Here is an 11,940-nt window from a genome sequence, read left to right on the forward strand (position 1 = left end):
TGGGGCCACCCCCGCCTCTTGCGGGGCCTTTTGGTCGGGTCTGGTTTTTCTTTGCCCCTCCCGGCCCGTCTGGTTGTGGGGGCCGGGGGGGGTCCCCCCCGCGGGCCCCCGCCCGCCCTCCCCACCGCACGGTCAGCACCAGCTTTCCCGCCGTGCGGCCCGTGTCGCCGAGCGTGCTCCCGGCGTGGTCGTCCTCCACGAGCACGACCTGTGCGCGCACGCCGAGCCGGACCGCCTCCGAGCTGTGTCAGCCGCCGGCGAGGTGCGCCGTGAGGCGAGCCGTGCCCGCGGATACCGCGAGAAGCGTGCCGAGCGCGGTCCGCTCGGCCGATGCGGGCGATCCGGTGTCGCCGGTTTCCGCGCGCGCTCCTACCAGCAGCACCTGCCACGGCCCCGGTGCCCCCTCCGCCTCGACCGTGACCCGGTCGCCGTCGCGAGTCGTCCGGAAGACGGCCGTCGTGGCGTCCCGGGCACCCGTGACCGGGATCCGTGTCACGACCGCCGCACCGTCGACGGGCGTGTGGACCCGCAGCGTCACCCCGTGCGCCCAGTCGTACTCCGCCGCGTCGTCGCTCTCGCCGTAGGGGATGACCGAGCCGGGCCGGGCGAGCAGGGGCAGGCTGGCGTAGCCGTACCGCTCGCGCCGCCAGCCCGGCCCCTGGACCCGTTCGCCGGACAGCAGGTGCGTCCAGGTGCCGTCCGGGACGTAGTAGTCGACGACGCCGTCGGCCGAGAGCACGGGGGCGACGAGCAGGTCGTCGCCGAGCATGTACTGCCGGTCGAGGGTGTGGCAGGCCGGGTCGTCGGGGAACTCCAGCACCATCGCCCGCATCATCGGCGTGCCGCGCTCGGCGGCCTGCTGTGCCGCACGGAACAGGTAGGGCATGAGCCGGTGCTTGAGGCGGGTGAAGTCCCGGGTGACCGCGACCGCCTCCTCGTCGTAGTCCCACGGCACCCGGTACGACTTGCTGCCGTGCAGCCGGCTGTGCGAGGACAGCAGCCCGAACTGCACCCACCGTTTGAACACCTCGGGCGTCGGGGTGCCCTCGAAGCCGCCGATGTCATGGCTCCAGAAGCCGAACCCGGAAAGACCGAGCGACAGCCCGCCGCGCAGCGACTCGGCCATCGCGCGAAAGTGCGACTCGCAGTCGCCGCCCCAGTGCACCGGGAACTGCTGTCCGCCCGCCGTCGCCGAGCGGGCGAAGAGCACGGCCTCACCGGCGCCCCGGGCCTCGCCGAGCACCTCGAAGACCGTCTCGTTGTAGAGCTGTGTGTAGTAGTTGTGCATGCGCTCCGGATCGGAGCCGTCGCGCCAGACCACATCGGTCGGGATCCGCTCACCGAAGTCGGTCTTGAAGCAGTCGACGCCCTGCGCGGTGAGCGCGCGCAGCTTGCTCGCGTACCACCGGCGCGCGTCCGGGTCGGTGAAGTCGACCAGCGCCATGCCGGCCTGCCACAGGTCCCACTGCCACACGTCGCCGTTGGCCTTGCGGACCAGATAGCCGTGCCGCTTGGCCTCCGCGAACAGCGCGGACTTCTGCGCGATGTACGGGTTGATCCACACGGACACGCGCAGACCGTGCTCCTCCTTCAGCCGCCGCAGCATGCCCTCCGGGTCGGGGAAGACCTCCGGGTCCCAGGTGAAGTCGCACCACTGGTACTCGCGCATCCAGAAGCAGTCGAAGTGGAAGACGCCCAGCGGGATGTCGCGCTCCGCCATGCCGCGCACGAACCGGTTCACCGTCTCCTCGTCGTACGAGGTCGTGAACGACGTCGACAACCACAGCCCGAACGACCAGGCCGGCGGCAGCGCCGGACGGCCGGTCAGCGCCGTGTAGCGGTCCAGGATCTCCTTGGGCGTCGGACCGTACACGACGAAGTACTCCAGCGACTGGTCCTCGACGCTGAACTGCACCTGCCCGACGGCCTCCGAGTCGACCTCGTAGCTCACCCTGCCGGGGTGGTTGACGAAGACGCCGTAGCCGCGGTTGGTGAGGTGGAAGGGGACGTTCTTGTACGCCTGCTCGCTCGCGGTGCCGCCGTCGGCCTGCCAGATGTCCACGCTCTGGCCGTTCTTCACGAACGGCGTGAACCGTTCGCCGAGCCCGTAGACCAACTCGCCGACGTCGAGCGTGAGCTGCGCCAGCGCGTAGTGGCTGCCGTCGCCCAGGACCGCGAAACCGGTGCCGCGTGCCGTCGCCGAGGTGAGGAGCCGACCGTCCGCGGTGAAGTCCAGCCGCCACGGGGCCGCGGTGTCCACGCGCAAGGACAGCTCCCCGGCCGTGAGTTCCAGCAGCGAGCCCTCCCGGGTGACCCTCGCCGCATGGCCGGGCTCGGTGTGCAGCGCGAACTGCGGGCCGCGTTCGGCGGCGCCCGCGTGGTGGGTGGAGCGGATGCCGATGACCCCCTCGGCGGGGGACCAGCACTCGACGGTCAGCAGCGGGCTGTTGAGGGTCTGGCCGCGGCGCGTGACGTGCCGCACGGGTGCGTACAGCGTGAACCGGTCCTCGTCGACGCGGACGTCGGCGACCTCCGCGGCGTACGACGCCCGGACGCCTTCGCGCATCATCCAGTAGCCGTCGGTGAACTTCATCGAGGGTCCTCACCGGGGGTGGTACGGGCGCGGTGGGCGGCGATCAGCCGCCGGTACCAGCGGTAGCTGTCCTTGGGTGTGCGTCGTTGCGTGTCGTAGTCGACCCGGACGATGCCGAAGCGCTGGCCGTAGCCGCGGGCCCACTCGAAGTTGTCCAGCAGCGACCACACGTAGTAGCCGCGTACGTCGACGCCCGCGCGCACGGCGGCGGCGAGCGCGTCCAGATGGCTGCGCAGGTAGTCGATCCGCTCCACGTCGCGGACCCGGCCGTCGGCGTCGACGGTGTCCGCCTCCGCCGAACCGTTCTCGGTGATCAGGAGCGGCGGCAGCGCGGGGTAGCGCTCCGCCAGGCCGACCAGCAGGTCCGTGAAGGTGTGCGGGACGACGGGCCAGCCCATGGTGGTGTGGCGGACGTCGTCGCGCCAGGTCTCCTCGGCCCGGACGTCGACCGCGCTGCGGGTGGCCGGGTCGGGGTCGCGGTACGGGGCCTCGGCGACGGTGATCGGGCGGTAGTAGTTGATGCCGACGAAGTCGAGCGGTGCGCCGATGAGACCGAGGTCGCCGTCGAGGCGGTACGAGTCGTCGCCGGAGGGCAGCAGCTCGCCCCAGGTCTCGGCTTCGTGCTCCGGGTAGCGTCCGGCGAACAGCGGCTCGAACCATACGTCGTTGTGGAGTGTCTCGACACGGCGTACGGCGGCCAGGTCGGCGGGGGAGTCCGTGGCCGGCAGCAGCCGGTCGGGGTTGAGGGTGATCCCGACCTCCCGTGCCCCCGCCGCGCGCAGCGCGCGCACGGCCAGCCCGTGACCGACGAGCAGGTGGTGTGCGGCGGCGAGCGCGCCGCGGCCCTCGCGGGCGCCCGGGGCGTGGGCGCCCGCCGCGTAGCCGACGAAGGCGCTGCAGAAGGGCTCGTTGAGTGTGATCCAGCGGTCCACCCGGTCGCCGAGCCGGGCGGCGACCACCCCGGCGTACTCGGCGAACCGCTCCGCCGTCTCCCGTACGCGCCAGCCGCCCCGGTCCTCCAGGGCCTGAGGGAGGTCCCAGTGGTAGAGGGTGGCGGCGGGCGAGATGCCGCAGGCCAGCAGCTCGTCGACGAGCCGGTCGTAGAAGTCGAGCCCGGCCGCGTTGGCGGGGCCGGAGCCGGCCGGCTGGACACGCGGCCAGGCGATGGAGAAGCGGTAGCTGTCCACGCCCAGCTCGCGCAGCAGGGCGATGTCCTCGCGGTAGCGGTGGTAGTGGTCGCAGGCGACGTCACCGGTGGCGCCGTCCGCGACGCGCCCGGGCTCGCGGCAGAAGGTGTCCCAGATGGACGGGCCTCTGCCGTCCTCGTCGTACGCGCCCTCGATCTGGTAACTGGCCGTGGCGGCACCGAAGAAGAAGCCTGCGGGGAACTCGGGGAATTCGGTGGATCCGGTGAACTCGGTGGACTCGGAGAAACTCACGGGGCGGGCACCTGCCTACTTGACCGACCCGCCGGTGATCCCGGCGGCGATGTACTTCTGGGCGACGACGAGCAGGATCGCGGCCGGTACGGCGGAGAGCACCGCCGTCGCCATGACCGCGCCCCAGTCGCTGACATGTGCGCCGACGAACTGGTAGATGCCGAGCGTGATCGGCTTGACGTCGTCCGTGGTGTTGAGGGTGAGCGCGAACATGAAGTCCGACCAGGCGAAGAGGAAGGTGAACAGCCCCGCCGTGATCAGGGCGTTGCGGCTCATGGGCAGCACGATCCGCACGAACGCGGTGAAGCGGTTCGCCCCGTCCACCATCGCGGCCTCGACGACCTCGCCCGGTATCGACACCATGAACGCCCGCAGCAGCACGACCGCGAACGGCAGGCCGAGCGAGGCGTCCGCCAGGATCAGCCCCAGATAGGAGTTGACGAGGTCGAGCTGCGCGTAGGCGCTGTAGAGGGCGTTGGCGATGACGATGCCCGGAACCAACTGCGTGATGAGCGTGGCGAAGACGATGCCCTGCCCGCCACGGAGCCCGAACTGGGCGAGCCCGTACGCGGCGGGCGCGGCGAGCGCGAGGCAGACGACGACGGCGCCGAGTGCGACGACGAAGCTCGTGAGCAGCGAACCGCCCTGGGTGCTGATCGCCGTGTCGAAGTTCTTCAGGGACGGTGACACGGGGAACCACTCGGTGGCGGCGATGCTCGACTCGGGCTGGAGAGCGGTGTTGAGCATCCAGTACACCGGGAAGAGCAGCACGGCGAGGATCAGCAGCGCGGCGACGGTGTTCCACACCGAGCGGACGCGGAGAAGGCTGGTCGGTCGGTTCATCGTCGGTCACTTCCCCTTGCCGAAGTCGGCGCGGTTGGCCCGCAGGTACAGCACGGCGAAGACCGCGCTGATGAGGATCAGGACGTTGCCCACCACGGCGCCCTGGCCGAAGTCGAGCTGAAGGAAGGAGAGCTGGTACGTGACCGTGCCCAGCGTCTGTGTGGAGTCCGCGGGGCCGCCCGAGGTCAGTGCCAGGATCAGGTCGAGGATCTTCACCGTCGACATGAAGCCCAGCACGAGCACGACGGTGATCACCGGGCGCAGCATCGGCAGCGTGACGCTGCGGAACGTCCGCCATGGGCCCGAGCCGTCGAGCGACGCGGCCTCGTACAGGTCGCGCGGGATCTCCTGGAGGCCGCCGTAGAGGATGACCATGTTGAACGGGATGCCGATCCAGATGTTGACCAGGACCGCCGACAGCAGTGCCACACCGGGGCTGCTCAGCCAGGGCACGCCGTCCTGTGGGGCGAGGCCGACCGCGTGGAGGGCGGTGTTCAGCATGCCGTGGTCCTGGTCGAGGACGCGGCGCCAGACGACGGCGGAGACGACCATGGGCACGAGCCACGGCAGCAGCAGGACGGCGCGCACGAAGCCGGAGAGCCGGAAGCGGCGGGAGAAGAAGACGGCGAGGGCCAGGCCGATGGTGAACTGGCCGAGCAGCGAGCCGACGGTGAACAGAGCGGTGTGCCACAGGGCGTCGGTGAACAACTCGTCGGCGAAGACGGCGCGCCAGTTGTCGAGTCCGTTGAACGGTGCCTCGCCGGTGAAGTACGTCTTCGGCGTGTAGTGCTGGAAGCTCATCACGACGTTGCGGACGAGCGGGTAGCCGAAGAAGAGCGCCATGTAGGCGAGCGCGGGAGCGACGAAGAGCCAGCGCAGCAGCCCGCGGCGCAGCGGAGCACGGCCGGCGGCTGACGTCCCTTCGGCGGCGCCGGTGCCGGGCGCGGGGGAGGCGATGGTGGTCATGGCCGGTTCCTCACTTCCCCGCCGAAGCCTGCTGCTGGGCCCGGTGCAGGGCCTGTTCCGGACTGGTCCGGCCCGTCAGCACGGACTGGAAGGCGCCCGCGAGCGCGTCGCCGACGGCCGGCCAGCCGGTGCCGACCTTCGAGGTCCGGGAGCGGGCGGTGGTGACGAGTTCGGCGAAGGCGGCGAGCTTCGGGTTCTGCTTCGCGTACGCCCGTGCGGCCGTGGCGCGGGTGGGCACGTTGTTGACCGACTCGCCCCACTGGAGCTGGTTCTTCTCGGAGTTGAGGCAGTTCAGGACCTTGCCGGCGTTCTTCTCGCGGGCCGGGTCCTCGTCGTTCCTCGGTACGGCCATGACGGTGCCGCCGATGGGCGGCACCACCGGCGTGCCCGCCTCGGGCACCGGAATGCTCGCGACCGCCCAGTCCACCTTCTTCTGGGCGCTGAGCACCGGCACCTGCCACGGCCCGTTGATCATCATGGCGGCGCGGCCCGCGACGAACTGGTCGTTGACGTCCTGCTGGTTCCAGTTGACGACGGACCTGGAGACGGAGCCGTCCGCGACCAGGTCCTTCCAGAGCTGGAGCGCGGCCTCACCCTTGCCGTTGTCGATCTCGGTCTCGTCACCGCCCGCGGACCAGAAGAAAGGCAGGAACTGGTAGACGCCGTCCGCGTTCGGGCTCGCGCTGAAGGCCATCCCGTACGTGTCGCCCGAGGTCAGCTTCTTCGCGGCGGCGCGCAGCTCCTTCCAGGTGGTGGGTACGGTGATGCCCGCGTCCTTGAGGAGCTTGGTGTTGTAGATCAGCGCGAGGGAGTTGACGGAACGGGCGATGCCGTACTGGGTGCCGTCGTACGAGCCGAGGGACTTCGCGCTCGCGGAGAGGCCCGAGGTGTCGACCCCGACCTCGTCGAGCGGCCGCAGGCCCTCGGTCTGCGCGAACTGGGGCAGCTGTGAGCCGTCGAGCTCCAGGATGTCGGTGAGCGAGTCGGACGACGCCATCCGGAGCGCCTTGGAGGCGATCTGGTCGGCGGGCACGCTGATCTGCTCGACCTTCAGGCCGAGCGGCTTGCCGCAGCGGTCGAAGAACCGCTGGTTGGCGGTGTGCTCGGCGGTGTCGGTCGCCGAGTTGAGCACGGTGACGGTACCCGGGTCGGGCTGCGCGGCACAGCCGGTCAGCCCTGGCGCGACGAGGGCACCGGCAAGGGCGGCGGCGAGCACGGGAAGGCGTCCGCGTCTTGTTCTGATGCGTTCTGCCAAGAACGGCAAGGCTGGTCCTCCGTTACGTGTGCGGCTCTGGACATGTGGTTGTCCGGCGATGGGGCGTTGCCGGCCGTGCCGTACGGGCGATGCGAGGGGTCAGCCGGTCGACGGCGGGGCGATGACGGGCCCGGCCATCCGCGGCGGGATCAAGTGGTGCGGCGCGTTCGAGGCAGGTGCCGTCAGGGGCTCCTGCGAGGTCGATGACCCGCTGACGCGGCGGCCGGGGCCGATCGCGTCGATGGCGAGCCGGGCCACGGCCGTTGACATCTCGGCGACGGGCAGATCGATCCGCGGCAGATGCCGGATGCCCAGCTCGTCCGGGAGGCTGCCGACGAGCACGACGGTCAGATCCTGGGGAATCCGCAGCCCGGCCGCCGACACCGCGTCCAGCAGGCGGGGGAGGAGGATCAGGTGCTGGACGATCAGCGCGGTCGGGACGGGCCGCGCGGCCAACGCCTCGCTCAACCGCCGCACCAGGACGTCCGGTTCGCGGTGGGACGGGACCACGCGGACATCCGCCCCGGTCTCGACGGCCGCTCGCCGGGCGCCGTCGAGGCCGTGCAGGGCATAGCCGCGGCGTGCGGCGACCTCGTGCTCGGCCGACGAGAGGAAAAGGATCCGCCGATGGCCGGCCGCAGCGGTCTCACGCACGGCGAGGGCGACGGCGGCCTCCCAGTCGAGGTCGGTCCAGGGCAGCGCCGCGTGATCGTCGTGACCGAGCAGCGCCCCGGGGAAGCCCAGTTCGCGCAGGACCTCGACACGGGGGTCGCGGTCCTCGACCGCCATCAGCACCGCGGCGTCCGCGAGCCTGCTGCGCGCCACCCGGCGCAGCCCTCCGACGCCGTCGCTGTCCGTCATCAGCAGCACGTCGTACCCGTGCACACGGGCGGCGTCGGTGACGTCGATCGCGAACCGCCCGTCGATCGCCCGGTACGCCCCGGGCACGCGCGGCGCGGCCAGCGCGAGCACCCGGGTCCGTGCGCTGCGCAGCGTACGGGCACTCGCGCGCGGGTGGTATCCGAGCTCGTCGATCGCGGCCCGCACCGCGCGCCGGGTGTCCTCGGAGATCTTGCGCGACCCGCTCAGGACGTACGACACGGTGCTCGGCGCGACGCCTGCCCGCTCGGCGACGTCCTTGATCGTGGTCATCCCCACCTCCACCCGGCGCGTCTTGGGACCGTCGGCTTCCTCGCCGCCATCGAATCGATTCGACAAACGGGGTGACCTTAAGCACGGCGGGTGGGGAAGGGCAATACCTCGAGCGATACGTCCGGTTGGCACACCGCACGATGTCCTGCGCCCGTCGCGGCGTGTGGTGGCGGGCCGTCTCTCAGAGACGGCGGTTCAGGCGATGGAGGCCGAGACGATGGCCGAGACAGCGAGGTTGCAGGACGCCGTCACCCAGACCGCGGGATGAGGCTCCGCCTCGACCAGCGTCGCACCCAGGCGCCCCGGCGTGATCAGGTCCACCACCAGGAACGCCACAGCCATCATCACGAGCCCCAGCAGCCCGAACGCCGCGGTCGAGACCAGCCCCTTGCCGAAGTCCTCGTACGTCGTCCAGATGGAGGTGAACACGATGCCACCGATCCCGAGCAGGGCGGAGCTGAGTACCATCGCGGCGTTGCGATTGCGCTGCTCCCATATCTGCCGGCCGAGCTTTCCGGGCGTCAGCACGTCGACCAGGACGATGCCGAGGACCAACAGGACCAGCCCGAGGCCGCCGTATGCGGTGGCCCGCCCGAGTCCGTTGACGATGTCGCTCATGGGGTTGCCGACTCCGAAGGGTAGAGATCGTGAGTGATCGCGGTCAAAGAGAGGCAAAATCTAGCGCATGGGGTTCCGCCTGCTGATCGGCGGGTGGCGAGTCCCGTAGCGACTCGCCACCCGCCGCCTTGAGCCGGTCAGGCCGTGTGCAGCGTCAGCCCGTACCGGTTGAGGATCTCGTTGACGGGCTGGTGCCAGGTCTCGCCGCCGCTGCCGCAGTTGCCCCAGCCGCCGGAGGTGACACCTTGGGCCTGGTCGCCGCTGATGAAGGAGCCTCCTGAGTCGCCGGGTTCGGCGCAGACACTCGTCTTCGTCATCTGATGGACGGCGCCCTGGCTGTAGTTCACCGTCTCGTTCTTCGCCAGCACGGTGCCGCAATGCCAGTGCGTGGTGGAGCCTGAACGGCAGACGGAGGCACCCACCGGGGCCTCGGCGGAGCCGCGGACGAGCTGGTCGGGAATCGTGCCCCAGCCCAGCACCACCGGTACGGTCCACCAGCCGCTGCCCACGTTCACCCAGGCGTAGTCGTTGTCCGGGAACGACGACCCCTGGAAATTGCCGATGTAGGACCGGTCCCAGCCGTACACGGCCGCACTCGGCGAGCCGCAGTGCCCGGCGGTGACGAAGCCGCCGTGCACGGAGAAGCCGATGGAACAGCGGACGTTGCCGGTGTAGTAGGGGTCACCGCCCACAGTGCCGGCGGCCAGAGTACGCGGGGCGGCGGGGGTCTGGCGCACCGTCACGGGGCCCGCTTCGCGGGCGCGGGCGAGAAAGGCCCGGACATCGTTGTCGTCCCGGTGCGCGGCGACGATGTCCACCACGACCTTGTTGGCTTTCGGATCCACGTGCCAACTGGCGACTCCGGCGGGCGCGGACAGCCGGTCGATGCTCTTCTTCGCTGCCTCGAGTTGCCGCGCGTCGTACTTCACGAGGTGTACGGCCGCTCCGGTCGCGCGTACGGCGTCGGCGTGCGCGGCGCGGGTGACGGCGACGGTGAGCCGGCCGCTGTCGGCGTCGAACCAGGAGCCGCCGTAGGCCGAACCGGCCGCGCTGCGCGCCGTGCGTTCGACGGCCGTCGCGGCCTTCTCCGCGGCCAGGCGCGCCTCGGCCTCGTCCCGCGTCAGCCCCAAGTCGCGCTGCATCGCGGACAGGAGCCCGGGGGAGGCCGACGCCTCGGTGGAGCGCGCGGGAGTATCCGCGGCGGAGGCAGGCAGGGCACTGGCGGTCGCCCAGGTGCCGAGCAGGAGGAGTGCGGACAGCGCGGTGCGCAGTGTTGTGGTGCGTCTCAAGGGAATGCCCCTTCGTTGTTCCAGCAGAGTGGGGGTGGAACAGCTGTAGGTGAGAGCGCTCTCGTGAGGTGCGCGGCAGAGCTTAGCCCGTGATCACATAAAGGTCTATGCCAATTCCGGCCGCGGGTGCGGGGTTTGCACGAGTGCTCCGCGGCAGCGCGGCCGTGGCGCTCTTTGCCGGGTGCGCGTTGGCCGTGGTGGCGTTATGCAAGGGGAGCCGGTGACGCGCCGACGACCACCGGCCCGGCGGCGCACAAGGCGCCCGAGCAAGCGGCGGCAGCAGCGGGACGCCCAGCTGATCGCCTTTGCCATGGTGGCTACGGCAAGGCCCTGCGCTACGGGCTGCCCGAACTGGACACGCTGCATCACGCCAAATTCGAGGAGGCGATCCGGGACCTGATGCGCCGGGACGGCTGCCGGGACCCCCAGCGGGTCGGCGGGGGCGGTGACCTGGGCGCGGATGTGAAGGCCACGGACCCGCTCGGGCGGCGCTGGGTGATCCAGTGCAAACACCGCCGCCTACGGAGTGGCGGGCTCAGCGGTGGGCACGCCGGAGCTGCAGGTGCTCAAGGGCACGGCCCGTCCGGCGCACGGGGCGGACGTGGCGGTGATCGTCACGAACGGCAGGGTGACCGCGCCGGCCATGGACTTCGCCAGGCAGCAGAGGCTGCACGTGGTGGACCGACAGACGCCGGCCGCGTGGGCATCGGGCTCACGGCCGCTGTGGGAGCTACTGCGCGCCGTTCCCCCCTCCCAGACGACCCACGCTCTGAGGAGCAGTCGCCTGGCTCCCGGAGGCGAGGTGGGCTCAGGGTCCACGCCAGACGTTGGCGAAGGCCGCGTTTTCGATGGTTCGCCTCTGGCGTACGCCTTCCAGTTCCATGACCGCGTCGTGGACGGCGGCCAGCACGGTCGTCACCGCCTCGTCATCGGGGCCGGTCTCGTCGTCGGATGGTTCGTCGTCGATGCCCACGGCGGAGGCGAGGGCGGCCAGGACGGGTTCCTTCTCTTCCCAGCGGTCGACCGCGCGGCGGCGTGCGAGTGTGTCGACCGGTTCCACGCGTTGCGCGCCGAAGGACAAGCGGCCGCTTCGCTGAGGCTTCAGCTCACCGTCGTCCTCCAGGGCGGTCTGGTAGGCGGCCGCGAGGTTTTGGCCGCGGCGCCACAGCCAGTCCTCGATCCGTTCGTAGGGCGCCTGTCGGGTGAGTCCTGCGGCGGCCTCGGCCATGAACCGGTCGTCGAGGGTGGGCGGTCCTCCCGGCACGATGCGGTCGCCGTCCACTGCGGCCGCTCCGACCCCGATGAGATCGATCAGCTCGGCTCCCGCGAGTGCCAGGGACAGGTCGCCCTGTCCCACGGGGCGCTTCAGGTCCATGGCGATGATGAACAGGTCTTTCGCCGTGGTCATGACCGGCTCCTCTCGGCGGGGCGGCTGTCACGATCAGTATGGCCCCGCCTCGCGGACGTAGCCCTACTCGGGAAGGCGGCGGGAGTTTTTGCCGACGACGTCGAAACGACGGGTCCTCGATGTGCTGGCTCCCGAGCCATTGGACCGAACAGTCTATCGATGAGGAGGAACCATGAGGAGCACCGTCCGCCGGCAGGTGGAGGACTGGTCGTCGACACTCCGACCTGAACCTCGCAACGAGCGCCCCGACAAGCGGAGCCGGCGGAGGCCGCAGACGCGCAGCCATCGCGTGAGCTGGGTCAACGGCACATCCAGATCAACGGCCGCCTGATCCGAACAAAACCGCCTGGTGCCGGCTCTTGGACCCGGTCCGCCTC

The 11,940-nt window shown here is 70.8% G+C and carries 9 protein-coding genes and 2 pseudogenes; 2 read left to right on the top strand and 9 right to left on the bottom strand.

Annotated elements, in window-relative coordinates; genetic code table 11:
* Window positions 1-247: 247 nt before the first annotated feature.
* From yicI to ACFZDA_RS40755, 8 genes are all read right to left on the bottom strand, one after another.
* Window positions 248-2,593: an alpha-xylosidase gene (gene yicI, locus ACFZDA_RS40720; RefSeq protein WP_391091484.1), complete on the bottom strand. Its 2,346-nt coding sequence runs from the start codon at window positions 2,591-2,593 to the stop codon at window positions 248-250.
* Window positions 2,590-4,032, bottom strand: coding sequence for a GH1 family beta-glucosidase (locus tag ACFZDA_RS40725; RefSeq protein WP_391091486.1), 1,443 nt, complete (start codon window positions 4,030-4,032; stop codon window positions 2,590-2,592). Before ACFZDA_RS40725 ends, yicI begins: the two co-directional genes overlap by 4 nt.
* Window positions 4,033-4,047: 15 nt before the next feature.
* A complete protein-coding gene (locus tag ACFZDA_RS40730; RefSeq protein WP_391091488.1) occupies window positions 4,048-4,875 on the bottom strand; it encodes an ABC transporter permease subunit in 828 nt (275 codons plus the stop codon).
* A gap of 6 nt (window positions 4,876-4,881) precedes the next feature.
* Window positions 4,882-5,841 (bottom strand): ABC transporter permease subunit, encoded by a 960-nt coding sequence (locus tag ACFZDA_RS40735; RefSeq protein WP_391091490.1) that lies wholly within the window; start codon window positions 5,839-5,841, stop codon window positions 4,882-4,884.
* Between the two features lie 10 nt (window positions 5,842-5,851).
* A complete protein-coding gene (locus ACFZDA_RS40740; protein WP_391091492.1) occupies window positions 5,852-7,105 on the bottom strand; it encodes an extracellular solute-binding protein in 1,254 nt (417 codons plus the stop codon).
* A 90-nt stretch (window positions 7,106-7,195) separates the two neighbouring features.
* Window positions 7,196-8,248 carry a LacI family DNA-binding transcriptional regulator gene (locus ACFZDA_RS40745; RefSeq protein ID WP_391091493.1) on the bottom strand — a complete coding sequence of 351 codons (1,053 nt, stop codon included), beginning with the start codon at window positions 8,246-8,248 and terminating at the stop codon, window positions 7,196-7,198.
* A 195-nt stretch (window positions 8,249-8,443) separates the two neighbouring features.
* Window positions 8,444-8,866, bottom strand: a complete 423-nt coding sequence (locus tag ACFZDA_RS40750; RefSeq protein WP_391091495.1) for a DUF350 domain-containing protein — start codon at window positions 8,864-8,866, stop codon at window positions 8,444-8,446.
* Between the two features lie 137 nt (window positions 8,867-9,003).
* Window positions 9,004-10,155 carry a trypsin-like serine protease gene (locus ACFZDA_RS40755; protein ID WP_391091497.1) on the bottom strand — a complete coding sequence of 384 codons (1,152 nt, stop codon included), beginning with the start codon at window positions 10,153-10,155 and terminating at the stop codon, window positions 9,004-9,006.
* Window positions 10,156-10,554: 399 nt separating this feature from the next.
* Between ACFZDA_RS40755 and ACFZDA_RS40760 the strand changes: the two are divergent.
* Window positions 10,555-10,611, top strand: a pseudogene (locus tag ACFZDA_RS40760) (hypothetical protein); the annotation flags it as partial.
* 106 nt (window positions 10,612-10,717) lie between these two features.
* Window positions 10,718-10,786 (top strand): annotated as a pseudogene (locus ACFZDA_RS40765) (restriction endonuclease); the annotation flags it as partial.
* 177 nt (window positions 10,787-10,963) lie between these two features.
* On the opposite strand, the gene ACFZDA_RS40770 reads toward ACFZDA_RS40765, so the two are convergent.
* Entirely contained in the window at window positions 10,964-11,563 is a 600-nt protein-coding gene (locus ACFZDA_RS40770) for a GPP34 family phosphoprotein (RefSeq protein WP_391091499.1), read from the bottom strand.
* Window positions 11,564-11,940: the final 377 nt, after the last annotated feature.

It is taken from the genome of Streptomyces sp. NPDC007991 (assembly GCF_042958445.1).
Classification (GTDB): domain Bacteria; phylum Actinomycetota; class Actinomycetes; order Streptomycetales; family Streptomycetaceae; genus Streptomyces.